The organism is Vibrio chagasii (assembly GCA_041879415.1).
In the GTDB taxonomy this organism is placed as follows: Bacteria; Pseudomonadota; Gammaproteobacteria; order Enterobacterales; family Vibrionaceae; genus Vibrio.
Genome location: CP090851.1, coordinates 2777043 through 2802543 on the forward strand (window position 1 = coordinate 2777043; position 25501 = coordinate 2802543).

At 40.4% G+C, this 25501-nt stretch carries 25 protein-coding genes; 15 read left to right on the forward strand and 10 right to left on the reverse strand.

From position 1 onward, the window contains the following. Nucleotides 1–11 precede the first annotated feature (11 nt). The 4 genes from L0991_12445 to L0991_12460 all read right to left on the reverse strand — a co-directional run bounded on the left by L0991_12445 (nucleotide 12) and on the right by L0991_12460 (nucleotide 4030). Nucleotides 12–929: a polysaccharide deacetylase family protein gene (locus L0991_12445; protein ID XGB62183.1), complete on the reverse strand. Its 918-nt coding sequence runs from the start codon at nucleotides 927–929 to the stop codon at nucleotides 12–14. Between the two features lie 250 nt (nucleotides 930–1179). Beyond that, nucleotides 1180–2304, reverse strand: coding sequence for a UDP-N-acetylglucosamine 2-epimerase (gene neuC, locus L0991_12450; GenBank protein XGB62184.1), 1125 nt, complete (start codon nucleotides 2302–2304; stop codon nucleotides 1180–1182). Beyond that, entirely contained in the window at nucleotides 2305–3348 is a 1044-nt protein-coding gene (locus L0991_12455) for an N-acetylneuraminate synthase family protein (GenBank protein ID XGB62185.1), read from the reverse strand. Beyond that, nucleotides 3341–4030, reverse strand: coding sequence for an acylneuraminate cytidylyltransferase family protein (locus L0991_12460; GenBank protein ID XGB62186.1), 690 nt, complete (start codon nucleotides 4028–4030; stop codon nucleotides 3341–3343). The genes L0991_12455 and L0991_12460 overlap by 8 nt, the downstream gene beginning before the upstream one ends. 437 nt (nucleotides 4031–4467) lie before the next feature. On the opposite strand from L0991_12460, the gene L0991_12465 reads away from it, so the two are divergent. From L0991_12465 to L0991_12485, 5 genes are all read left to right on the forward strand, one after another. Continuing rightward, nucleotides 4468–4902, forward strand: a complete 435-nt coding sequence (locus L0991_12465; GenBank protein ID XGB62187.1) for a rhodanese-like domain-containing protein — start codon at nucleotides 4468–4470, stop codon at nucleotides 4900–4902. Nucleotides 4903–4984: 82 nt separating this feature from the next. Beyond that, a complete protein-coding gene (secB, locus tag L0991_12470; protein XGB62188.1) occupies nucleotides 4985–5452 on the forward strand; it encodes a protein-export chaperone SecB in 468 nt (155 codons plus the stop codon). 173 nt (nucleotides 5453–5625) lie between these two features. Beyond that, the gene (gene gpsA / locus L0991_12475) at nucleotides 5626–6663 is read left to right on the forward strand and encodes an NAD(P)H-dependent glycerol-3-phosphate dehydrogenase (GenBank protein XGB62189.1); all 1038 of its coding nucleotides are present in this window, start codon (nucleotides 5626–5628) and stop codon (nucleotides 6661–6663) included. Nucleotides 6664–6836: 173 nt separating this feature from the next. Further along, the gene (gene cysE / locus L0991_12480) at nucleotides 6837–7658 is read left to right on the forward strand and encodes a serine O-acetyltransferase (GenBank protein XGB62190.1); all 822 of its coding nucleotides are present in this window, start codon (nucleotides 6837–6839) and stop codon (nucleotides 7656–7658) included. Between the two features lie 91 nt (nucleotides 7659–7749). After that, nucleotides 7750–8901 carry a peptidoglycan DD-metalloendopeptidase family protein gene (locus L0991_12485; GenBank protein XGB62191.1) on the forward strand — a complete coding sequence of 384 codons (1152 nt, stop codon included), beginning with the start codon at nucleotides 7750–7752 and terminating at the stop codon, nucleotides 8899–8901. A gap of 181 nt (nucleotides 8902–9082) precedes the next feature. Here the strand turns inward: L0991_12485 and L0991_12490 are convergent, their stop codons facing one another. Both L0991_12490 and L0991_12495 read right to left on the reverse strand, forming a co-directional pair. Next, nucleotides 9083–9721: a TetR/AcrR family transcriptional regulator gene (locus L0991_12490; protein ID XGB62192.1), complete on the reverse strand. Its 639-nt coding sequence runs from the start codon at nucleotides 9719–9721 to the stop codon at nucleotides 9083–9085. A gap of 108 nt (nucleotides 9722–9829) precedes the next feature. Continuing rightward, a complete protein-coding gene (locus L0991_12495) occupies nucleotides 9830–10993 on the reverse strand; it encodes a nucleotide sugar dehydrogenase (protein XGB62193.1) in 1164 nt (387 codons plus the stop codon). A 152-nt stretch (nucleotides 10994–11145) separates the two neighbouring features. Between L0991_12495 and rfaD the strand changes: the two genes are divergently transcribed. The 4 genes from rfaD to L0991_12515 all read left to right on the forward strand — a co-directional run bounded on the left by rfaD (nucleotide 11146) and on the right by L0991_12515 (nucleotide 15448). Next, nucleotides 11146–12087 carry an ADP-glyceromanno-heptose 6-epimerase gene (gene rfaD / locus L0991_12500; protein ID XGB62194.1) on the forward strand — a complete coding sequence of 314 codons (942 nt, stop codon included), beginning with the start codon at nucleotides 11146–11148 and terminating at the stop codon, nucleotides 12085–12087. 122 nt (nucleotides 12088–12209) lie between these two features. Further along, nucleotides 12210–13166, forward strand: coding sequence for a lauroyl-Kdo(2)-lipid IV(A) myristoyltransferase (lpxM, locus tag L0991_12505; protein XGB62195.1), 957 nt, complete (start codon nucleotides 12210–12212; stop codon nucleotides 13164–13166). Nucleotides 13167–13185: 19 nt separating this feature from the next. Continuing rightward, entirely contained in the window at nucleotides 13186–14361 is a 1176-nt protein-coding gene (locus L0991_12510) for an O-antigen ligase family protein (protein ID XGB62196.1), read from the forward strand. 1 nt (nucleotide 14362) lies between these two features. Then, on the forward strand, nucleotides 14363–15448 hold the full coding sequence (locus L0991_12515) for a glycosyltransferase family 4 protein (protein XGB62197.1): 1086 nt from the start codon (nucleotides 14363–14365) through the stop codon (nucleotides 15446–15448). A gap of 10 nt (nucleotides 15449–15458) precedes the next feature. Here L0991_12515 and L0991_12520 read toward each other — a convergent pair whose 3' ends face one another. From L0991_12520 to L0991_12530, 3 genes are read right to left on the reverse strand one after another with little or no spacing between them, the layout of a single operon-like run. Then, on the reverse strand, nucleotides 15459–16400 hold the full coding sequence (locus L0991_12520) for a glycosyltransferase (protein ID XGB62198.1): 942 nt from the start codon (nucleotides 16398–16400) through the stop codon (nucleotides 15459–15461). Continuing rightward, nucleotides 16397–17404: a WavE lipopolysaccharide synthesis family protein gene (locus L0991_12525; protein XGB62199.1), complete on the reverse strand. Its 1008-nt coding sequence runs from the start codon at nucleotides 17402–17404 to the stop codon at nucleotides 16397–16399. Before L0991_12525 ends, L0991_12520 begins: the two co-directional genes overlap by 4 nt. Then, nucleotides 17397–18527 carry a glycosyltransferase gene (locus tag L0991_12530; GenBank protein ID XGB62200.1) on the reverse strand — a complete coding sequence of 377 codons (1131 nt, stop codon included), beginning with the start codon at nucleotides 18525–18527 and terminating at the stop codon, nucleotides 17397–17399. The genes L0991_12525 and L0991_12530 overlap by 8 nt, the downstream gene beginning before the upstream one ends. Nucleotides 18528–18604: 77 nt before the next feature. Between L0991_12530 and L0991_12535 the strand changes: the two genes are divergently transcribed. Genes L0991_12535 through L0991_12560 form a run of 6 tightly spaced genes read left to right on the forward strand, consistent with a single transcriptional unit; the run spans nucleotide 18605 to nucleotide 24692 of the window. Beyond that, nucleotides 18605–18976, forward strand: a complete 372-nt coding sequence (locus tag L0991_12535; protein XGB62201.1) for an HAD hydrolase family protein — start codon at nucleotides 18605–18607, stop codon at nucleotides 18974–18976. 2 nt (nucleotides 18977–18978) lie between these two features. After that, on the forward strand, nucleotides 18979–20556 hold the full coding sequence (locus L0991_12540) for a phosphotransferase (protein ID XGB62202.1): 1578 nt from the start codon (nucleotides 18979–18981) through the stop codon (nucleotides 20554–20556). Further along, entirely contained in the window at nucleotides 20553–21275 is a 723-nt protein-coding gene (locus L0991_12545) for a glycosyltransferase family 2 protein (protein XGB62203.1), read from the forward strand. Before L0991_12540 ends, L0991_12545 begins: the two co-directional genes overlap by 4 nt. Before the next feature lie 31 nt (nucleotides 21276–21306). Beyond that, nucleotides 21307–22386, forward strand: a complete 1080-nt coding sequence (waaF, locus tag L0991_12550) for a lipopolysaccharide heptosyltransferase II (GenBank protein XGB62204.1) — start codon at nucleotides 21307–21309, stop codon at nucleotides 22384–22386. Nucleotides 22387–22388: 2 nt separating this feature from the next. Continuing rightward, nucleotides 22389–23651 (forward strand): lipid IV(A) 3-deoxy-D-manno-octulosonic acid transferase, encoded by a 1263-nt coding sequence (gene waaA, locus L0991_12555; protein ID XGB62205.1) that lies wholly within the window; start codon nucleotides 22389–22391, stop codon nucleotides 23649–23651. 3 nt (nucleotides 23652–23654) lie between these two features. Further along, nucleotides 23655–24692 (forward strand): glycosyltransferase family 4 protein, encoded by a 1038-nt coding sequence (locus tag L0991_12560; GenBank protein ID XGB62206.1) that lies wholly within the window; start codon nucleotides 23655–23657, stop codon nucleotides 24690–24692. Here L0991_12560 and L0991_12565 read toward each other — a convergent pair. Continuing rightward, on the reverse strand, nucleotides 24689–25402 hold the full coding sequence (locus L0991_12565; protein ID XGB62207.1) for a 3-deoxy-D-manno-octulosonic acid kinase: 714 nt from the start codon (nucleotides 25400–25402) through the stop codon (nucleotides 24689–24691). The two genes, L0991_12560 and L0991_12565, sit on opposite strands and share 4 nt — an antisense overlap. Nucleotides 25403–25501 lie beyond the last annotated feature (99 nt).

A 25501-nucleotide genomic window follows, 5' to 3' on the forward strand; every position in this document is an offset into this window, starting at 1 on the left:
GGATCCCAAAGTTATTTTATATTTAATTTATTTAATATATCGGTACAATCGATCCTTGGTATATTTAAAAGATCGCCATCGAAGTCGTAATTATGGGCTGAATATGCATATTTAATCCCAAGCTCTTTCATTAAACGTAGTGTGTGATCGTTTTTTTTACCACAAGGATATGCACAATGCGTGATTTTTTTCTCTATAATCGACTCCAACACTGCTTGATTCTTTAGAAAGCTTTCTTGTTGTCGTGCATAGCTCCATTGGTCAAGGTTAGTTGGATGTTGATGAGTATGTAAACCAATCTCATGCCCCTGAAATGCTAGATTTTTTACTTCTTCTTTTGTTATCCAAAGTTTTTTTTCTACTTTACCAATATCTACTTTTTGTTTTTTCAGCATCTCGTCTAATATAAGAAAGTGTTTTTCTTTTAAAATTTCATCCCTGTAGTATCTGAACTTCCTATCTTGAACTGTATAAAAAGTCGAATTGGGCAAGTAATTAGAAAAGTTCAAGTTTTTAGGAATCTCAATATGATATTTTTTAAAATAGTTAGCGCATTCTGAAAAGTACTGTTCATAGTAATCATCTAAGCTTTCAAAATAGTAATTTCTGAAGTGGCGGTATATTTCAAAATTATCTTTTTCTTTTGAAAATTGAAATGAGCAAAGATTAAAATTTGCCTTGATATCAAATGCATTAAGTATCGGAAGGGCGATATCCCACTGCTCTCTAATCCCATCATCAAATGTTAAGCAAGTTTCGCAGTCTTGTAACGTACCATTAGATAATTTGAAAACCCACTCATCGACACCCAACACTTGAATTTTCTGATGTTTTATCACTCTCTCAAGATGATCGGCTGACATAGATCCTTGGCATGGTTTGTGGTTACCGCTGTCTCCATGAAAATAATGGAACATTATGGGATTCATGTTTCCTCCAAAAGTTTACAAAGGTACGCTTATAATATTATGTAGTGTGAGATAACTGCGCGATTACATATATTGGATGCTTCTCATTTATCATTTCTCTCACTGAATCTTTAAATCAACTGTATTGATCACTTGACGATCTATTCAATCTAGGAAAAGTCTCAATGGATGTACTAGTTCCTTTATGATAGAACGGAGTAGTGTTCAGATTCCCTAAACCAAAAATCAACTACTCCTTCTTCAAGAAATGTTAATCACTAAAGTCTACAAAGACTTTTTGTTTAGCTGTTTTCCAAAGTTTAGGGCTGGCAATAGACTCGATAAATAATTTATCACTATCTCCAGAACCAAATTCCCGGTAAGCAGCATATTTATTGGCATATTCTCGCTCCAAGGCTTCAAGTATTTCTGTTGATGAATTATCAACATTGATAATTGATTCCGCCGTTGCCCTATCTTTCTGTCGCGTACCAATATCTAGAGAAGGGATACCATAAAATGGGGCTTCTCTAACACCAGCGCTTGAGTTACCAATTACGATTTTAGCGTGCTTCAATAAAGTTAGAAATGACTCAAAACGAACACTTGGAAATACTTTAATTCTATCCAAGCTCTTAAATCGATTATATTCATTAATAATTATATCGGTACCATGATCATTATTAGGAAATATTACAACAAAGTTTTTACCTGATTCAATAATGGCATCCACAACCTGTGTTATATTTTCTCTCAGTTGTTCCACCTCAGTTGTAACTGGGTGATACATCAAAACACCATAGTCATCAAATGGTATATCGTAATGTCTTATAACATCATCGAATTCAGGTAAATGTCCAGAAGACATTATATCTAAGTCGGGAGAACCTATAACATGAATTGTTTCACCTGCCTCGCCCAACTGAACCAATCTACTTTTAGCAGTTTCATTTGATACATAGTGAAGGTGTGACATTTTACTTACACTATGTCTGATCAATTCGTCAATAGTACCAGAGACCTCTCCCCCTTCAATATGAGATACAAGGATATTGTTTAAGCTTCCTACTATCGCGCCAGCCATAGCTTCGACCCTGTCACCATGCACAACGATCATGTCAGGATCTACTTCCTTTACATAATCAGAAAGCCCAGAAATAGTCTTAGCTAAAACAACATCCATAGTATCTTCAGAGTGTTGATTAATATATTTGTACACATTAGAAAAACCGCACTTCTCTACCTCTTGTACTGTAAACCCATACTTCTTCAGCATGTGCATTCCGGTAACAAAAATATGAGAATGGAACTCTTCTGACTTTTCCACTTTCTCAATCAGCGATTTAAGCTTCCCAAAGTCAGCTCGAGTCCCAGTTAGAAAGACTATTTTTTTCATTTAGATGATGTCCGACTTTTTAATCTGAGTGTCCGCAGAGATATTTACCATAGCTTTCTTTCCTAACAATGATTCATAGTCATCAGCTAGAAAATCTCCAGTTCCTGGACGTTTAACCCAGAGGTTATCTCGGGTCAACTCATCTCCTGCCTTAATATCTTTAATCGAAACAACACTAGCATAAGCAAAGTCAATTGTGACCTGCTCTTCTTTAGCCGCTTCTTTCTTACCGCCACGCATTTTTGCCATTCGCGCTGATTGTTCAATAAGCTCTCGACATTCATCAGCATCCATAGAACAGCAGATATCCGGGCCTGGCCTAGATTTACTATCTGTAAAATGTCTCTCTAGAACTGAAGCGCCGCAAGCTACAGCACCTAAACAAGCAAGATTATCAATACTATGGTCAGATAAACCTACAACAGCATCTGGAAAAGCTTCTTGTAGTTGCTCCATAGCACCAATACGAATCAAGTGATCAGGTGTGGGGTACAGATTAGTCGTATGCAATAAGCAAAATGGTGTTTCATGCTTCCTAAAAATATCAACAGCTTTCTGAATAGAAGGAATATCATTCATTCCTGTACTCAGAATCACAGGTTTTCCGTAACTAGCAATAAGATCAAGTAGAGGATAGTTGTTACATTCCCCCGAGCCAATTTTATATGCTGGTACATTCATTCTTTCCAAACGTTCAGCTGCAGCCCTTGAAAATGGGGTACTAATAAATATTGCACCTTTAGCCTCGACATACTCTTTCAGTTTCGTTTCATCAGCTTCATTGAGTGAGCAACGCTCCATTATTTCATAAATAGAGACGTCAGCATTTCCTGGGATTACCGACTTTGCCTCTTCGCTCATTTCGTCTTCAACTACATGAGTTTGGTGTTTTATTACTTCAGCGCCACCAGAAATTGCCGCATCAACCATTTCAAACGCAACTTTCAATGAGCCTTCATGGTTAATACCAATTTCCGCGATAACTAATGGAGAATGTTCAAGCCCAACTTTACGTCCAGCGATTTCGAATACAGGATTAAGCATTAATTTTTCCCTTTAAAATTTGTTCTACTTTCAAAAAATCATCAATTGTATCAATATCTTCAGATTCTAACTCAGACATAACATACGGCAATACCTTACTTCTTGGTATCTGATTAAACTCTTTAAACGCTTCCTTATGAAAAGCATAAATTGCACCATTAGGCTGATATGCTCGAGGTAAGTCTTGTCTGCGCATATAAGGAGCTTTCTTACTATAAAGACCAGTAATGAATCCATCTTCGCTCTGAATATAAGACTTAATCGGAGTATGTGTTGGTTCAAAAACGCTAATTATACAATCTGCATCAGAATTAGACAAAACTTCCAACGCCTCGTTAAGGTGAGTGCTTGTTCTTAATGGGGAAGTAGGTTGCAAAAGAACTATTTGCTGCGTGTCAATATTCATACTTTCTAACCATGATATTGCATGTTCTATAACCGACTCACTAGTTGCGGAATCTGTTGCTAATAATTCTGGTCTAGGGATAATTTCCGCTCCAAAACTCCGGCTAACTTCTGCAATTTCAGCGTCTTCAGTTGATACATATACAAGATCAACAAATCTACATTCTTGTGCAGCTTTAATAGTCCACCCTATCAACGGTATCCCACTTAATTTAAGAATATTTTTCCTTGGTAACCCTTTAGAACCACCCCTAGCTGTTATCAATGCTATCCGCATATCTCCACCTCAACCCGACAAAAATCAGGAATAATAAACTATAAAAATAACCACTTAAATCAAATGCGAATCATAGATTTCGTAGGTCACAACGTGCGGAATCATAAGGTTATCTTGCTCAGTTCCATTGAATGAACCCCACAACAGATAAAAGACCAGTCTTTGAAGTCTTAAGTTCTAACTAAGGTACGAAGTACTAACCAATTAAAAACTAAGTAAAGCTACCGCCCTTGGTTATGCGAAACCATACTACGCTGACTAAGATCCATGTAAAAACTAAGTAATTATCACATTTCAAGATGTAAGAGGCAAATTCTGACAGACACAAACACGGCAAAAACAATTCCAACATCAGCTTACCTATACCCCCTCTCCTAAAAACTAGCTATACTCCTACCCTATAATTTTTCGCCCAATAACGAATAAGAGTTCAAGACATGCAAGAGTTAGTTCCATTTGTTCAAGAGAATATGATTTTAGCCATCGTATGGGTTGGCTTGGTTGTTGCCATCATTGCGAACGTAATCAAGACATCAAACGCAGCATACAAAGAGATCACTGCTGCACAAACTACACAGCTGATAAACCGTGAGAACGGCGTTGTGGTTGATATTCGTACTAAAGATGAGTTCAAAAAGGGCCATATTACTGACGCACTTCACATTTTACCGTCAGACATCAAATCAAATAACTTAGGTAGCCTTGAAAGCCGTAAAGCTGACCCAATCATCGTAGTATGCAAGACAGGTCAAACCGCTCAAGAAAGCGCTAACTTGTTAGTTAAAGCAGGCTTCGAAAACGTAAGCGTGCTGAAAAGTGGCCTAGTGGCTTGGAGCGAAGCTAACCTACCTTTAGTAAAAGGCAAAAAGTAAGCTGACCTAATCAACAAACTTTCGGGCTTTGTTCGACAAATATAGTGAATAAAGCCTAATTTAAATTTTTAAGGACAAGAAAATGGCTGAAGCAGCACAACAAGACGCACAACAGAACTTCGCAATCCAACGTATCTTCCTAAAAGACGTATCTTTCGAAGCGCCAAACTCTCCAGACATGTTTCAAAAAGAGTGGAATCCAGATGTAAAACTGGACCTAGACACTCAAAGCCGCGAACTTGGTCAAGGTGTTTACGAAGTAATCCTACGCCTAACGGTTACTGTGAAGAACGCAGACGACACTGCATTCCTTTGTGAAGTTCAGCAAGGTGGTATCTTCTCTGCAAGCGAAATGGAAGCGGGCCAACTAGCACATTGCCTAGGCGCATTCTGCCCGAACATCCTATTCCCATACGCTCGTGAAACAATTTCTAGCCTAGTGGTTAAAGGTACGTTCCCACAACTGAACCTAGCACCTGTAAACTTCGATGCTTTGTTCATGAACTACCTACAGAGCCAAGCTCAACAAGCTGAAGGCGAGCAGGCTTAAGTCTCAAAGTAGAACTTAATCCTAACGTTTCAAACGCTAGTTAACTCTTAAATGCACATCGTAACTTCTGCGATGTGCATTTTTTCTTTACACTGTACTAAGGTAGAGCCTTCCGATTATTAGGAAGCTTTTCCAGAACTCTTCGATTTCCCTCATTATTTTTAGGTGGAAGCATGACAAACACAACTAACACGACAAACGTTTACGGCAAAGAGATCGCCATGACAGTCATTGGCGCTGGTTCTTACGGAACCTCTTTAGCCATATCTCTAGCGCGTAACGGTGCAAACGTTGTTCTTTGGGGACATGACCCTATCCACATGGCGCGCCTTGAATCTGAACGAGCAAATAATGAGTTTCTTCCTAATATCGATTTTCCAGAGAGCCTGATCATCGAGTCAGACCTAGAGAAAGCAGTGACAGCCAGTCGTGATCTCCTAGTCGTAGTTCCTAGCCACGTGTTTGGCATCGTCTTAAATAACCTAAAGCCTCATTTGTCAGCAAATTCTCGTATCTGCTGGGCAACGAAAGGTCTAGAACCAGAAACAGGCCGACTACTAAAAGATGTCGCACACGATGTAATTGGTGATGGTTACTCACTAGCAGTTCTATCTGGCCCTACTTTTGCCAAAGAACTTGCGATGGGAATGCCGACCGCAATTTCAGTTGCGTCGCCAGACGAAAACTTCCTAAAAGAGCTACAAGAAAAGATTCACTGTGGCAAGACATTCCGTGTATACGCAAACTCAGATTTCATTGGTATGCAGCTTGGTGGTGCGGTTAAAAACGTTATTGCGATTGGTGCTGGCATGTCGGATGGTATTGGCTTCGGCGCTAATGCACGTACAGCGTTAATTACCCGTGGCTTAGCTGAGATGAGTCGATTGGGTGCAGCTCTTGGTGCACAACCAGAAACCTTTATGGGTATGGCGGGACTTGGCGACCTAGTACTGACATGTACCGACAACCAATCGCGTAACCGTCGCTTCGGTTTAGCGTTAGGTTCAGGTAAAGATGTTGATACCGCACAGGAAGAAATTGGCCAGGTGGTAGAAGGTTATCGCAACACTAAAGAAGTTTGGTTACTATCAGAGCGTATGGGTGTTGAGATGCCAATTGTTGAACAAATTTATCAAGTGTTGTATCAAGGGAAAGACGCACACTTAGCTGCGCAAGATCTACTTGCTCGAGATAAAAAGTCAGAAAGATAAAGAAGCATATACGAGATTCGGGTAAACGAGATACGAAGAGAGTAAGTGTAAATTGAGCTCTTAATGAAAGCTGCTTTTCATTATTCGAATCTCGGTTACTCATTTCCTCTCTAACCGCTCTTCGAGACTCTCATCCCATCACTCGCATCAGCCCCTTAAAAATGGATGGAAAAATGAAACACTGTGAACAACAAAAAGTTTGGCAATGCATTGTAAAAGAAGCTCGACAGCAGTCTGAGCAAGAACCTATGCTTGCGAGTTTTTACCATGCCACGATTATCAACCATGAAAGCCTGGGGGCTGCACTCAGTTACATTCTTGCTAACAAGTTAAAGACTGCTTCGATGCCAGCAATGGCAGTACGTGAAGTTGTTGAACAAGCCTTTGAAGAAGATGACTCAATCATTGATGCGGCCGCTTGTGATATCTGCGCGACAGTTACTCGAGACCCGGCTGTAGAAATGTACTCTATGCCATTGCTCTACCTTAAAGGCTATCACGCCCTGCAAGGTTATCGCGTGGCTAACTGGTTATGGAAGCAAGGGCGTATTGCACTGGCCACTTATCTGCAAAACCAAATTTCAGTCGCATGCCAAGTGGATATACACCCTGCAGCACGTATCGGCAAAGCTATCATGCTCGACCACGCAACTGGTATTGTTATCGGTGAAACGGCGGTAGTCGAAAACGACGTATCCATCCTTCAAGATGTTACTCTCGGCGGTACCGGTAAAGAAGGCGGTGACCGTCACCCTAAAATCCGTGAAGGCGTGATGATTGGTGCTGGTGCGAAAATACTCGGCAATATTGAAGTAGGTGAAGGCGCTAAGATTGGTTCTTGTTCTGTGGTACTACAAGCTGTACCACCACATACTACGGTCGCAGGTGTTCCCGCTAAGATTGTTGGTAAGCCAAAGACAGATAAGCCTTCTCTTGATATGGACCAAGGGTTCAATGGTCGCTCACAAAGCTTTATCCATGGTGATGGGATATAAAACAGCAGTAACGGGATACGAGTATCGAGATATGAAGAGATTAAAAGCAGAAGCGGAATTCGAAAATTTAAGAGCAGATGAATACAACTAAATGACGATAATGATGAAACATATTCGAGCTATCAGCCGAACTCTTCTTATATCTACCAGCCTCAGTGCTGCGCTTTTATCAACATCATCATTTGCCGCGTCTCAAGGTGAACTGAAAGGCGTATCCAGCGAGATCTCTCGCCAACAGAAAGCCCTATCTTCACAGCAAAAAAAACTCGATAGCTTACAAGCAAGCTTAAAGAAGCAAGAGCTGTCTATTGCTGCACTGGAAAAAGACATTCAAGACAGTAAAAGGCAGCTTAATACGGCGAATGCAAATATTGCTAGCTTAGATGCTAAGATCAAAGCACTTACCGCTCAGAAAAAAGTGCATACCGATAAGTTGGAACAACTGATCCAAACTTACTACATGACAAGTCGTGCTAAAGCCTCATCCCACATTCTCAACACGGGTGTCGAAGAAGATCGCATAAGCCATTACTATCAACATCTTGCTAAAGCCCGTTCTGCAACAATCAAAACAATTGAACAAACACAACTCGAGTTAGAAGAAAGCCATAAGCAGCGCCAACTTGAACAAGAGCAAATTGCGACTCTATTAAAACAACAGACAACAAAGCGCGATAAATTAGCCCAGACTCAAACGCAGCGTAAGAAAACCGTTGGCAGTATTAAGAAAAACATCTCAGGTGATAAAAATTACTTAGCCGAGCTGCAGCGTAATGAGACTCGCCTCAAAGCGGAGATCGCCAAAGCAGAGAAAGCCGCTCGAGAAAGACGTAACACGGTGCCTATGGATGGCTTAGCAAAACGTAAAGGAAAACTACCTTGGCCAATCAAAGGAAAAGTTCTGCATAACTACGGCTCACGTCAAACCGGGCAAGTTAACTGGAAAGGTATGGTGATTAATGCCAAATATGGCCAACAGGTTAAATCGGTTTACTCAGGCACCGTTGTTTTTGCTGAGTATCTACGTGGTTATGGCTTAGTAGTCCTTCTTGATCACGGCAAAGGTGACATGACGCTCTATGGCTTTAACCAAGCACTACTCAAGAAAGAAGGCGATAAAGTGAAAGCTGGCGAAGCCATTGCCCTTGCTGGTGACACTGGCGGTCAAACCCGCCCATCACTGTACTTTGAGATTCGCAGAAACAGCCAAGCTCAGAATCCAAAGAGTTGGTTGGTTAGGTAAAAGCAGATACGGGATTCGAGTAATCGAGATTCGAAAGGCTTAAAAACAGATACGGAGTTCAAGTCATCGAGATAAAAAATCATGAGAGCCGATAAAAGGTTAGAGCAAAACGTGATATGAAAAACAACCTAGTCGTCGCTCTCCTGCTTTTCGTTTACTCGTATCTCGTTACCCGTATCTTCTATTTACAATTCAACGCTCTTACGCCATCTTCCAATAATGTCAGCTGTTCAAAACCTTGCGCGGTCGCAATTGGTTTAACGGTCGCGATCATCTGCAGCATACCTTGGTGAACCACTTGTTCCGTTATTTGCGCTTTTGGAGACATTGCAGATTGGTAAGCTAACCAGCCCGATGCAATCAAGTGAAGAGAGGTCACCATCGATTTCATCTCTGAATCTGTCGCTTTCAGCAAGTTCAATTCAACAAAAGCTCTCATAATATCGACAAGATTCGTTTGTAATCTTTCTTGCACTGCCATGTAATCAAGGTGAAGTTGCTCGTCACGAGACAAGATTTCCGGAAGATTTGCGTAGAAAAAACGATACTTCCACATCAGAGTAAATATCGAATCTAAATAGTGTTTTAATAGCGTGAGGCTCTCTTTCTGACCTTGGATAGGAGTAAACCTTTCAAGCAATTCAGTAGAGTAGAGGGTAAAGATATCACGGACAATTTCTTGCTTGTTACGAAAGTGGTAGTAGAGGTTACCAGGGCTGATCTCGATGTGGTCAGCAATATGATTAGTCGTAATACTACGCTCACCATGCTCGTTAAAAAGCTCTAAAGCAGCGTAAACAATCTTGTCACGTGTTTTCATTATTTATAAGTATCCCTATCCGTTTAGTGGTTCAGTATATCGCCACTAAACAGATAGATCGAGCTGTTAACATCTGGTCTAATTAGCACTAGCTAAAATAGAGCCAAATCAATCACTACCAAACAGATCTCGAGTGTAAACCTTGTTTGCCACGTCTGCGATCTCTTCTACCATTCGATTAGAAACAATCACATCGGATACCGCTTTGAACTCAGCAAGATCAGAATAGACTTTCGAGTTGAAAAAGTGCTCTTCTTTCAATACCGGTTCAAACACAACAACTTCGATACCTTTCGCTTTCAAACGCTTCATGATCCCTTGAATTGAAGAAGCACGGAAGTTGTCCGAACCTGCCTTCATGATCAAGCGATAAATGCCGACCACTTTAGGAGAACGCTTGATGATTGAATCCGCAATAAAATCTTTGCGGGTACGGTTAGCGTCAACGATAGCACCAACAATGTTGTTTGGTACATCTTGGTAGTTGGCTAATAGTTGTTTGGTATCTTTCGGCAAACAATAGCCACCATAACCAAACGAAGGATTGTTGTAGTGATTGCCAATTCGAGGATCTAAACCCACACCCTCAATGATCTGGCGAGAATCCAAGCCATGTGCTTCCGCGTAAGAGTCAAGTTCATTGAAATATGCAACACGCATTGCCAGGTAAGTATTAGAGAAAAGTTTTACTGCTTCAGCTTCCGTAGAGTTAGTGAACAAAACATCGATATTGTCTTTTTCAGCACCTTCAACTAGAAGGTTTGCAAACACTGTAGCTCGCTCAGAGCACTCACCAACAATAATTCGAGAAGGGTTCAAATTATCGTACAACGCTTTACCTTCGCGCAAAAACTCGGGGGAGAAGATGATATTTTCGCAGTTCAGTTCTTGTTTGATCCGTTCAGTATAGCCAACAGGTACCGTTGATTTAATGACCATCACCGCTTCCGGGTTTACCATCATGACATCACGGATAACAGACTCTACTGAACTAGTATTAAAGTAGTTTGTTTTGGGGTCATAATCCGTTGGGGTTGCAATGATGACAAAGTCGGCGCCTTCATATACTGATTTATCGGTCGTTGCCCTGAAGTTCAGTGCTTTATTTGCCAGAAAGTGTTCTATTTCAAAATCAACAATAGGTGATTGCTTATTATTAAGCATTTTCACTTTTTTCTCGATGATATCCACCGCGATCACTTCATGATGCTGAGCCAATAACATCGCATTTGAGAGACCTACATACCCTGTACCTGCTATTACAATCTTCATAACAATACCTATATTTTTGAGCAATTAACTCAACAAAATTTATAACTTAGCTTGCCGTATCATACTCCGGTTGGGGAATTATTCCACTAGCCCGCCTTATCCATTCCTTGCTATACTCGTGATAGTTTTGTATTCAAAAGAGTTAGAGAATTATGATTATCGTAACCGGTGGTGCTGGCATGATTGGCAGCAATATTGTTAAGGCGCTTAACGAAGCGGGCCACAACGATATTCTAGTCGTCGACAACTTAAAAGACGGTAAGAAGTTCAAAAACCTAGTAGACTTAGACATCACAGATTATATGGATCGTGATGACTTTCTAACTCAAGTAATGGCTGGCGATGACTTCGGTCATATTGAAGCGATTTTCCACGAAGGTGCATGCTCTGCGACCACTGAGTGGGATGGTAAGTACATGATGCTTAACAACTATGAGTACTCAAAAGAACTGCTTCATTACTGTGTTGAACGTGAAATTCCATTCCTATATGCCTCTTCCGCTGCGACATATGGTGAAACTGACACTTTCATTGAAGAGCGCGAATATGAAGGAGCATTGAACGTATACGGCTACTCTAAACAACAGTTCGATAACTACGTTCGTCGCCTAGCAGCTGATGCAGCAGCGCACAACGAAACACTTTCGCAAATCGTTGGCTTCAGATACTTCAATGTTTATGGCCCGCGTGAACAACATAAAGGTAGCATGGCATCCGTTGCCTTCCACCTGAACAATCAAATGAATTCTGGTGAAAATCCAAAACTGTTTGCAGGCAGCGAAACCTTCAAGCGAGATTTTGTTTATGTTGGTGATGTAGCGGCAGTAAACCTCTGGTTCTTAGAAAGTGGCGTTTCTGGTATTTTTAATCTAGGCACTGGCAATGCAGAGTCCTTTGAAGAAGTCGCAAAAGCCGTGATTAAACACCACGGCAAAGGAGAAATTGAAACCATCCCATTCCCAGAGCAACTAAAAGGCGCTTATCAAGAGTTTACGCAAGCCGACTTAACTAAGCTACGTAATACAGGCTGCGATATTGAATTTAAGTCTGTCGCCGATGGCGTTGCCGAATACATGAAGCTTATTAATGCATAATAAGTGAACCGATATTGGATTTAATGACGGACAATATTGTTAGAACCGTCATTATAAAAATATGATCATTTCCTGAGGAGCGAGCTCACAGTTCGCTCCCATAATAAAACTGTAGTGTATTGATGACCACACAACGCAATGACTTTGACCCAAAAGCATACAATCCTGAGTTTGAATGGGGCTTTCTAGCACCTAAATACTGGGTTACCTGGATCGCTGTGCTACTGTCTTCGTTAGTTAGTTTTTTACCTAATAGCATTCGTTTAGCTATGGCGAAATTTATCGCTAAACAAGCTGTGAAGGTCAAGAATAAAGCCAACCGTCGCGCTCGTGTAAACCTTGAGATGTGTTTTCCTGAGCAATCAATCGAACAACGCGAAGCACTCCTTTATAAGTCTTACGTTACATCCATCTCATTTTTGATGGGCTTTGCATCACTAACCCTTAAAAGCAAAGATTGGCTAGAGAGTAATACGTCGATAAACGGCCTGAGCAACCTAACCGATATTACGGATAGTGGCGATAATGTTATCTTGTTAGTACCACACACATGGGCGATCGATATCCCAGCAGTGTTACTCGCGTCACGTAATCTACCTGTATCTGCAATGGCGAAAGCCCAGAAAAACAAGCTCAGTGACTGGTTGATGCACCGTCAGCGCGTACAATACGGCGGCCGAGTTTATGACCGCAGCGGTGGTATAAAGCCTTTCATTAAGTCTGTAAGGGATGGTTACCTAGGTTATTACCTCCCAGATGAGGATCTTGGTCGCGAGCATAGTGTCTTCGTTGATTTTTTTGCTACACAAAAAGCAACTATTTCAGGCCTTGGTCGATTATCTAAGCTGAGCAAGGCTAAAATTGTTCCACTATTCGCTCAATACGATAGCAACACAGGCCAATACACTCTGGACTTCTACCCTGCTTTACCCTTTCCGACAGGAAGCGAAGAAGAGGATGCGCGTATGATGAACCAGTGCATTGAAGCTTACGTAGGTAATAATCCAGAGCAATACATGTGGATATTACGTTTGTTGAAAACTCGCCCTGACACTAATCATAATCCATATGCAGTATAAACTCGAACGTGCTTTATTAATGAAAAATAGTATTACTAGTAGTTTAATATTACTCCCTTATTTCTACCTATTTATCTTTATCGCCATCTTACCTGGCGGTGAAAAGAATATGGTCGTTGGGGCCCTTATTTCTATCTTTGCAAGTTTAGTTGTTATATCAAAACAAAACATAAAGCAGAACTTATCTAATTATACTTTTTGGATCGTTCTGTTATTTACCACTTTCATATCTCTAAAATATCTATTGCAAAGCGCAAGCCCAAGTATGCTTCGAGCTACATTATCGGTATCACTACTTATGCTTGTATTCCCTTTAAGACTAATCAATCAACGGTCTTTAATGTGGATGTCATTTGTTGGTTCGATTGCCCTTACAGCTTTTATAAGCTATCACCTGCTGTACTTAGGTACACGCCGAGGAGATCTTCTTCTCAATGCTATCCCATATTCCACTCTCTGTGGAACTATAGCTGTCCTTGCTCTCTATCAATTTATAGAGACAAAGAAATTACTACCTATCGCGACCACACTGCTGTCAGTTAGTAGTATCTTAATATCGGAAACCAGAGGGGTTTGGTTGGCTCTGTTATGCGCATTCTCGATTTTGCTCTTTACTTACCTCAGAACCCAAAAAAAGCGTTGGAAAATTTTAGGAGCAATGCTCACCATCTTCTTTACTATCTCTTTTGTATTCAAAGACCAACTAACAGAAAGGTACGAGAAAACTGAAAGAGAATACGCTGCGATTCAAAGTGGTGACTATGGCACGTCTATCGGTCTAAGATTTCAGATGTGGCAAGCAGCAACAGAGATTGGTAAACGCAATTTTTGGATAGGTGCAGGGTCAGAGCATAAAGAGGTATTCTTAAATCTAGTTGATGAGGGGCTAATCGAGCGGAGTCTGGCTAAATTCCACCCGGATCAGTATCATAACCAGTTTTTTGAAAACTTCGCAAAAATGGGAATTATTGGATTAATTTTTACATTGATGTTGTTTTTCGTACCGCTATATTATGCAGCAACCAAAAGAAATGAAAAAAGCAGCTTAATATTTTCTTTAGTCGCTTTCTATTTTATAGCTTGCTTAACTGATTCACCACTTTGGTATGCAGAGACGACTCTAATGTATCTAATGCTGATAATTCCGTTATGTAATGATCAACTCTCTTTCAAACAAAAAATAAAGACGAACTAGTATGAATATTTTGATTTTTAGCTCCTATAAAGATGCATGGAATAGCGTTAGACCCGAAGCAGAAATGTTCATTGAAATGTCTCGTCTTGGGCATAATATTACGATTGTAACTCAAGGTGATGCTGACTATGTTAGCCGGTTCATAGATTGTGGTATAAAAATCATCGACTGCTATCCAAAGAAAAAGATTTGTTTATCAGCAATAAAAGTGCTTCGCACAGAGTTAAAAAGTAAAACATATGACATCGTCTATGCGATGAACTCTAAGACTATACCAAATGCGGCGTTCGCTTGTATCGGGTTCAAAAAGACTCGATTAGTGACATACCGAGGGACTGTTGGTGGTCTCTACCGCCATGATCCATCAGCTTACCTAACTCACCTACACCCACGAGTTAATGGTATTAGTTGTGTAGCCCAAGCTGTAGCTGATGACGTAAAGAAACGAGTTTGGAAAATTAAAGAAAATGTCAAAGCCATTTATAAAGGTCATGACATGAGCTGGTACCAAGCTAAGCCTGCAGACCTTACTCAATTAGGTATTCCCAAAGATTCAATTATTGTAATTTGTATCGCTAACGCACGACCGAGTAAAGGTGTACACATACTTCTAGACAGTATGCGCCAGCTCGTTGATATCCCTAATCTACATCTTGCTCTCGTTGGGAGAGATATGGATACACCCGAGAATCTATTGCTGTCGGAAAAAAGTGGCATGGCAAAACGTATTCACTTTTTAGGTTATCGAAAGGATGTCCCTGAACTGCTAGCAGCAAGCGACATCCAAATCCAGCCATCGATCAGCGGGGAGGGGCTACCCAAAACTATCATTGAAGCAATGGCAATGGGCGTACCATCAATAGTAACAACGACTGGTGGTGGTAAAGAACTCCTTTTAGATGGCGAATCAGGATTTGTTGTACCAGTTAAAGACAGCACTGCCATCGCCGAAAAAATTCGATTTCTAAGCCAAGACAAAACCAAACGAATTGAGATGGGAGAAAAAGCTAAGGGAAGAATTCGTGACGAATTCTCCACTCAGGCAACAGCAGAGCAACACATTAGTTTTTTCAAGTCACTATTTTAAGCCTCTCACCTCACTTAATGCTCTTAAAATATCCTCTAACCTTATGTCTATAGCCAGAGACTAGTCGATACGGAAGCTTAGCAGAAAAGAACGCAAGCCAAGCTTCCATTTTAGTGTCGTACTTAGCATTGAATAAGTTGAGTAGTAAAGCAATATACTTCTGGCGAGTAATAAGCTTGGGGACATATTCATGGGCGCCAATATGCCCACAATCTTTTATAGTCATAGGTAAGTCATAAGACTCCCTAAGTAATATAGTTCGCCAAGATGATATAAAAGCACTCTTTGTCTCCATTTTGAGTGTGCTATTACCTACTTCATGGCGATACAAAATTAGAGAACTCATTATTTTTATAGCCTTCCCCTTCAGAAGGCTTCTAAACAAAAAAATCCTATCTTCATTAATAACCTTTGCATCAATCGGAGGGAAGTCATTGAATAAAGAGCTGTCTATAGCCATTGAGCATCCTGATGGCATGATTTTTCGTTTAATCAGAGTGTCCACATCAAAGTTAAACTTTTCTGATGTATCTCTTCTAGATACAACATTAGAATCTTCATCAATACAGTCAAATTGACTTAAAATCAGCGTTGGTTTTTGTTCAGACTTCCATAACCTGTATTGCTCTTCAATGCGTGTAGGAACTGCAATATCGTCACAATGCTGAGTGATGATAAGTGTTTGACTAAATTTCCCTCGAAGTTTGTTTATTTGAGTTGCTAGTCCAGAGTTTTTAAGGCTAATTTCTACCTCGACATCCAACCCAATAGGCTTATCTTTTAAAGCATCTTTAATAACTTCTTCGGTGTAATCGCTTGAGCCGTCATCAAAGATCATTAACTTTCTAGGCCACACTGTCTGATTAAATATGGACAGGATAGACTCTCTTGTATATTTATCTTGGTTATAAGTAAACAGTGCGACAACAACGTCATCTAATATTTCTTTCATTGGGAAGCCTTACTAATTTTTTTCTTTCTCTTTTTTAACTTGCTAGCTGTTTCAAACCTCGTTGGGAATATATGTATGCAGCGTAGTAAGAAAACCCAAAATTGTTTCCTATAGTACTTAGTAATTTTATAGTCGCGATCGCAATAACGCTTATACAACAACTCCCACTCGAAGAGTTGAATGTGTGCAACCTTTCCAGAGGTTCTCGACACTCTTGCTTTGCCTAAAAACTTCAAACACAACCCGAGCCCCAATTCACTAGCGGGCGCGACAACCAGATTGTTTGCAATAATTTGATTGGAACGCTCAATTGCTCTATGACTACGATCCAATAAATGCTCAAGTCGAATGGATGAATCAAATTGTTTGAGCGCAGCAAGAAAAAGTGCCTGCGTACAGTCTATGATAAAATTGGGATAGCCAGGACTGATCTGCTGGCTTCCTGACGGTTCAAAATCTTTAAATAACGGGAAGTTCCATAAAGAGAGAACATCTTTGGTTAACCCAAAGTAAAAGAAATCACTTATATGGTATGCAACTGGATAACCTTTGGCATATTTCCTAGAAAAAATATCACAAACCACAACACGTTCTTCAAGAAATGCGTCGACATCAGAGCGCTTTAAGTACTTTTGCTGCAGCTCTACAAAATGATTAGAGGTTAGATAGTTATCACTACGAAGTTTTAGAGCATACTTAGTCTTGACTCTTTTCAACCCTTCAACAGAAGATACAATTTGACGGTTATTATTATACTTCTGAGGCTCACCTTTTAATGTGTAGTTACGACTGTTACTACCTGGATCAGGGGAAATGACAAGCTCATCAAACTCTAACCCTGTGAGGTCTTGTTCAGGCCAAGTAGACAGAATAATTTGCGCGCCAGGTAGGTGCTCCCGGACCGAATTTAAGCATTTAATCGTAATATTAGGTTCTTGAGGGCGATCATTAAAATTTTGAACAGGCCCCTGAACCACAACAGTTATATCTTTAAAGTCAATCACAAAGTTTCTCGATCAGTTTAGAGTAGTGTCTGCTAACCACTTGATTTGATAAAAATGGAATGTCGTCCGGCCCCACTTTCGGAGGATGCCCCAGCACTAAATCGATTTTCTTAGCAAGACTATCAACATCTCCTTTAGGAACGATCCATTCGGATAATCGACCAGAAAGTAGCTCACCAACACCACCAACATCCGTTGCCACTACAGGAGTATTTAACGCCAAGCTTTCAACGACAACAGTCGGTAAACCTTCAACGTCAGAGCTTAAAATATAGGCACTGGCCTTTTTATAATAAGGTAATAGGTTTTTACAGAACCCCCAAAAGACGACATCATCAATGACACCTAACTGCTCCGCTAGTTGCTTAAGATCCTTAAGTTTGCGCCCTTCACCAAAGATCACCAACTTATGAGTTCTCTTCGTTTTTGCGTAAGCTCGAATTAATACATCAAAACGCTTTGTTCGATCTGGACGCCCCGCAGCCATTATAAACTTATCAGGAATTCTCTCTGTAACGCCTAATTCAGCACGCCTCGCTAAATCAGAAAAATCAAATCCATTATAAATTGTTTCAAGACTAGTTGGTGTCGCTCTCATCTTATCTAACATATCGGCTTTTACAGAGTTAGATACAGCTAACAATCTTTTGCCACTGTATACAGACTGGTAAACTAGCTGATGAAAAACTTTCGATAGTCCCTTCCTTCTTCCTAAGAAGTTATCGTACTTACAGCTATGTAAAACACCATAATGCGGTAAAGACATAGAGCTGAAGCTAATAAATATTGAGCCATGAACTATGGCAGCATCATAACCTTGCAAATGTGAATCCAGCTGTCGACTGAAGTATCTGCTGCATAAGAATTGATAGATATGTCTTCCAAAAGTGTATTTTAGGAGCCTAAACTTAAAACCAGACAAACTGCGTTGACTTTGGTTACTAAGACCATGGATGTCAACATACTGATCGTTATCCTTTAAGTCTTCCTCAGGGCGTTCAATAAAAACATAATCAACTTGCCAGCCACCTTGACGTAGCTCTTTAACTACATCGCGGGTTACAAGGTATAAACTCGTGTGGTAATTACCACTTAACACAAACGCTATCTTCTTCGTGTTCATTTATAGGTCTCATTTACTATAAATACATACGCCTAAATGCTAACATATCTTCTCCTCTAACATGTACTTTGCCTACGATGAAAAGACTAATTGTTGACCTAGACGGCACCATAACAACTGCCGACACCTCTGATTATAGAAATGTATCTCCAGATTTAGAGGTTATCTCACGCCTACGAGAATATAGAGCTAAAGGCTTTAGTATTACGATTTCAACAGCAAGAAATATGCGTACTTACGAGGGGAATGTAGGTAAGATAAACATTCATACTTTACCTATAATTACTGAATGGCTAGATAAGCATGATGTACCTTATGATGAAATCTTAGTTGGGAAGCCATGGTGTGGGCATGAGGGCTTCTACATCGATGACAAAGCAATTCGTCCATCTGAGTTTCGAAAAATGTCGTTAGATGAGATCTATAATCTACTTGATGAGGAGCGCTAATCTTGTTCTTAATTATGTCTGCAGCCTATGTTGGTCAAGATCTAAGAGCCGAGTTTGGTTCGATTCCACCCGCTTTTCTACCTCTGGGTAATCGACGATTATTTCAACATCAAGTTGCAAAGGTTCCGAAAGGAAAGAGTATCTATTTATCTGTACCTAAATCTTACCCGGTACAGGAATTTGACCGTCTGTGGTTAGAGGAACATAACGTCACCCTATTGCCAATTCCCGACAACCTATCATTGGGTGAATCTTTGATGGCTGCTTTAGCTCTAATTGAGCATTCTTTTGATACTGATTTAAGCATTCTCTATGGTGACACTCTAATAACTCCACCGAGTACACAAGATGTTGTGTCAATATCCAAAACGGACAGTACATACAATTGGGCAACCGTTGATGAAGGAAAACCTGAATGGCTTGATACCGAGGGCGCTAACATTGGCGTGCATAGCCAAGTTGTTAGTGGTTACTTTAATTTTGCCTCACCAAGGACCTTAATTCGCTGCCTGAGCCAAACACATTGGAACTTTTTACAAGCGCTAAGCCTTTATCATGATATCAATGGTATCCAAACCTGCCAGTGTGATGATTGGTTAGACTTCGGTCATATCAATACCTATTACCGTTCTAAAGCCCTCTACACAACACAGCGAGCGTTTAACGAACTCACGATTACTGCTGATTGGATTGAAAAAAGTAGCGCAAAAGATAAAAAAATTGCAGCTGAGTCTAACTGGTTCAAGACACTTCCGAGCTCGCTAAAACACTTTGCACCACAGTACCTGGGAGAAAAAAAAGTCGATAAACGAACTGCTTATCGCCTTGAATATTTATACAACATCGCTCTGAATGAACTATTTGTATTCGCTCACCTCCCGGAGATGACTTGGAAGCAGATCTTAGATCAGATGCTTTCTTTTCTATCTGCATGTCAGAAGGAAAAAGCCCCCCTTGAGGCGGCAACTGACTCCTTAGATAGTCTATTTTCTGGTAAAACAGAACAACGGCTGCAAGAGTTTTGTCAAGATAGAAGCTACGATTGGGAGCTTCCGTGGCGTTTTAACGGCAAAGCCTCTTTGAGTTTAAAAGCACTTTATGAAGCCACTCTGGATGATATACCAAAAGGCCAACAACCAAGCTTAATGCATGGCGACTTTTGTTTTAGCAATATACTTTACGATTTCCGAAAAGATCGAATCAAAGTAATAGATCCGAGAGGAATTACCTCGAGTAATATCCAAAGCATTTATGGACACATCCAATATGACATAGCAAAAATATGTCATTCTGTTATCGGATTATACGATTGGATCATCGCTGGCTATTATCAAGTTGATACACATGACTATCGAATAAACTTTTCTCTTGCTGATACCGAACATTTAACCAGTATCCAACAGATGTTTATTGATGCATTAACTAAACACTGCGCTTTGTCAGAATCAGCATTGTATGCAATGCAAATTCAACTGTTTTTATCTATGCTTCCATTACATAGTGATGATCCAGAACGACAAGACGCTCTGATGGCTAACGCCTACAGACTCTATTATCTAATGCTAGAGAACAAGAAATGATCATAATTCCAATGGCGGGGCTGAGTTCTCGTTTCTTTAAAGCTGGTTTTAAGCAGCCTAAATACATGCTTGAAGCACATGGTTGTACATTATTCGCTCACGCAATCAACAGTTTTAAAGACTACTTCTCTTCCGAGCATTTCCTATTTATTGTTCGTGATGTTCAGGACACTCCTCAGTTTGTGGCTCAGCAGGCAACCTCTCTAGGTATAGTGTCTTATGAAATTAAGATTTTGAACGAGGAAACGAGGGGCCAAGCAGAGACAGTATATTTAGGAAGTCAACACTGTAATGATCATGAACCTATCACCATTTTTAATATTGATACTTTTAGACCCGGCTTTAACTATCCGGCTTCGATGGATCAATGGGATGGCTATCTAGAGGTTTTTTCAGGTGAAGGGGATAATTGGTCTTATGCTCGCCCTGTATCCAGTAAAACTACCAAGGTCATTGAAACCGCAGAAAAAAGACGTATTTCTGATTTGTGCTGCACAGGGCTATACCAGTTTTCGTCACTGAAAGACTATCGTGATAGTTACCTTCACTATCTATCTTTGCCTGCAGAGCAATGGGATAAGGGAGAACTCTATGTGGCTCCTCTTTATAACTATTTGATTCAGAGAAACAAGAATATCCATTACCACTTAATAGACCGCAACGAGGTTATCTTTTGTGGTGTTCCTGATGAATACTACGAGTTTTTAGAGCAAAAATAGTATCAATCAAAGAATAAGAAGTAGCACATCGATGAAACGAATTTTAGTTATTGGCCCATCTTGGGTTGGAGATATGGTCATGTCTCAATGCCTTTATAGCACTCTCAAACAACAAAAACCTGATGCTATCATAGATGTGATGGCTCCAGCGTGGTGTCGGCCAATACTAGAGCGTATGCCCGAAGTAAATAAAGCTCTGTCTTTACCTTTTGGTCATGGCGATTTCAAATTCTCAGAGCGCCGTTCCCTTGGGAAATCTTTGCAAGGAAAATACGATGAGGCCTACGTACTACCCAACTCAGCAAAATCGGCCTTAATTCCATGGTTTGCCAAAATTCCTGTCAGAACAGGGTGGAAAGGAGAGATGCGCTTCGGTCTTTTGAATGATATTAGACCAAACAAAAAGTCCTTCCAATTCATGACTGAACGCTATGCTGCACTAGCCTACCCAAAAGAAAAAATGACGGGCTCGGAAGCACTTGGCGGACTAGAAAAGCTACCCAAACCTAATCTCTATATAGACAAAAAATCACAGAAGCTGGCTGTCGAAAAGTTTAACTTAAAAACTAAACGCCCAACTGTAGGTCTATGCCCTGGAGCTGAGTTTGGCCCAGCAAAACAATGGCCAACAGCGCATTATGCAGAAGTTGCATCCGCTCAAATAAAGAAAGGGGCACAAGTTTGGTTATTTGGTTCAGCAAAAGACAGTGCTACGACTCAGAAAATCATTTCACACATCCCCGAGCCATTAAGAGAGTATGTCTTCGACCTAGCGGGAAAAACAAGCTTAATCGAGGCCGTTGATCTATTAGCATGCTGTCAGACTGTAGTCAGTAATGACTCAGGGTTAATGCATGTCGCTTGTGCTGCCGGCTGTGATGTTGTAGGTGTCTACGGCTCTACTTCACCCAGTTATACTCCACCATTAGCGAAACGCAGCACCGTTGTACATACTGAAATAGAATGCCGTCCTTGTTTCAAGCGTGAATGCCCCTATGAGCATTTAAAATGCTTGACTGAGCTAAAGCCAGAAAAAGTTAATCATGCAATTCAAGAGCTGAGTAAACAAAGGCTAGAAACGATTATCACAACTTCCAAAGTAAACTCGTAATTATGGCGATTCGCTTTATCTATACGCTCCTACTAGCGTTAGTTGCACCTTTCCTATTGCTTTCCCTGTACAAGAACAAGCCTGGAAAGCCCAAATTTGGGTCTCGCTGGAAAGAACATTGGGGGCTGACTCCAAAAGCCGATGGAGTCGATCCTATTTGGATCCACGCCGTATCAGTAGGCGAATCTATCGCAGCGACTCCGATCATCCGAGAGCTAAAAGCTCTTAACCCACAACGTGAGATTGTAGTTACCACAACAACGAGTACTGGTGCTGCGCAAATAGATAAACTCGGCGATTTAGTCACACACCGCTACATGCCCATAGATTTCCCCTGGTGCATAAGCGGCTTTCTAAAATCCGTGCAGCCTTCGAAAATGATAATCATTGAAACTGAGCTGTGGCCAAACACGCTACATCAAGTGGCGAAGCTTGATATTCCAATTATTGTAATCAATGCTCGCCTTTCCGAGCGCTCCTGCCTAAGGTATCGAAGATTCCAATGTGTTTTTAATTTGCTATCAAAAAATATCACAGCGTTACTTTGCCAGTACCAAAGTGATGCGGACCGATTTATAAGGCTCGGTATTCAAAAAGAGCAAATTAATGTAACTGGCTCGATTAAATTTGATATCGATGTATCACAGAAAATAGTTGATGAAGGTAACTCTTTGCGTAAGCAACTAGGGAAAGATCGTCCAGTATGGATTGCAGCTAGCACTCACAAGGGTGAAGATGAAATTATCCTTGCTGCGCATCAATTGATTTTAGAAAAGAAACCGAATGCTCTTTTAGTTCTAGTTCCTCGTCACCCAGAAAGGTTCAATGACGTAGAGTCGCTTTGCAAGAATTCAGGAATGAATGTAACAAGAAGAACAAACGATAAACTCTATAGTAATAATACAAACGTCTACTTAGCAGATACTATGGGAGAGATGATGACTCTGATTTCCTCAAGTGATATTTGTTTTATGGGGGGAAGTTTACTGGGTGGCAAAGTCGGAGGTCATAATTTCATTGAGCCTGCTGCACTAAAAAAGCCTTGTCTAACAGGTCCAAGTTATTTTAATTTTTCAGATATTGCACAGCAACTTATACAAGTTGAAGCGCTCCAAGTTATAAAATCACACGATGAGCTTAGTCTCCATATACTCGGTTTAATTGATTCTCCAGCTAAGAGTGTTCAGATGGGAACCAACGCACTAAGTGTAGTAAAGCAGAATCAAGGGGCTCTCAAAAAAACAATTGGCATGATAGAGGTTTGATTGATGAAACTAGTAATTTACAGAAGAAAAATATTTACCTCTAGCGGTGCAGGCCAGCTCATTGTCATGCAAGCAAAGAAATTGAGAAAATTAGGTAGAGCCTTTGAATTAACTTGCCAAAAAGGCTGGGGATCCCTTTGGTTTAAGCACTTTCAACCGGCAAAAAAAGCAAAGGTGGTCAACGATAAGTTAATAATTAATGAGTCACAAAACACTGCTATCATTGATCATGAAGGTAGTCTCAGGAATGCTGATCTGACTTTTATCCACAATGTTCCATTAACGAATATTGTACATGATGAAAATAGCTTCACGGGATGGCTTAGACGGAGTGAAAACCATGTGTTTACTCCCTCACAATGCGCAAAAAATGTAATGGTCAACCTCGGAATAGAGAAATCTCGAATATCTGTTATCCACCCTGGTTACAATCACCAAAAATTTAACCCAACAGTCAAAGCACAACATCAGCATAAGGCCAAACAAGCTCTTGGTTTAGGTGAGTACTCAAAAGTTATTGGCTTCATCACCTCTGGACACTTTGAGAAGCGTGGATTAAAGGAGTTTTTGGACATTTGCCAAAAGGTAGCAACAGAAAGAGACGACATCGCATTTTTTGTTCTAGGTGCCAAAAGAATCCCAAAAGAGTTAAGTCAGCATCCAGCTCTATCTCTCAAACAGTTCCGCTACAAACCAAGTAACTCTAAACCTAATTTTTGGTTAAGCTCGTTGGATATTTTTGTCTACCCTGCAAAATTCGAAGAGTTTGGAATGGTTGTAGCTGAAGCTCTGGCTATGGGCACCCCTGTCATTACAACTCAAAACGTTGGGGCTCACGAGATATTAAGTGAAGAATTTAAAGACTGGATAAACCCTTCTGTAGATGTAGATTGGTTTTCAGAACGCATACTTCGATTAGCAGACGACAACAATCTTTTCGAAGGCCTAGTCAAAGCTGCCGCTAAATCAGCGACCTATGACGATACCGACTATGCCACCCGCTCTTTGGCCGCTATAGATCAACATCTACTGCAACGTTAATGTTCAATAGAATGGTAGCCCTCAAGTAGGTGTTGCCATTCATCCTCTCGCCAATGAATTCCTAAGTTCTTTTTTTCTTTTCTATAAGACCGTAATAAACGCGCAAGATTATCAGTTTTCCATTTATCACCAGGCTCTACACGGCACTTATCAAAGTCAATAATCCACACGGAATTCGATTGATCCAATAGAATATTATGGATATTGAGGTCGGTGTGGTTAACTTGTTCTTGATGCATTTTGGCTATCATCTTTCCAATACCTTGATAAAGTTCCTTTGTTAACTCCTTGTCTTTAAGGATAGCGACCAAATCTTTAGCTCCTGGGATTTTTTCAACTAAAATATCGGCTTGATAAGTCCAACCAGTTTTCACAGCGCTGGCGGCTAATGGTCTAGGCACATTGACATTGGCTCTATGAAGCCTATCCAAGATCATCATTTCTTCGTAACAACGAGTTTTGTTCCAATTAGAAAAGCGATAACGATCTTCTACCAACCTTCCAAACAAGCCACCGCGGCGATAATGACGCAGAGCAGCATGAATATTGCCTAAATTAACAAACCAAGTCGTGCCTCTGCCTTGAGCACTACCGATGACTTTATCGTGCTCCTTCCAAAAGTCAGGATCAAACAATTGCGGTGATGCTTCATCAATCAGTCGACTCTCGAACCATATAACCTGATTTTCTAGCAGATATTGTTTAATCATTTTATAAATCACCAATTAAAGATACTGACTAAATAACCTGAATATTTTACATTTATTCTCCGTATCTGCATAATTCGTATTAGTCGTTTCTGATTGAAG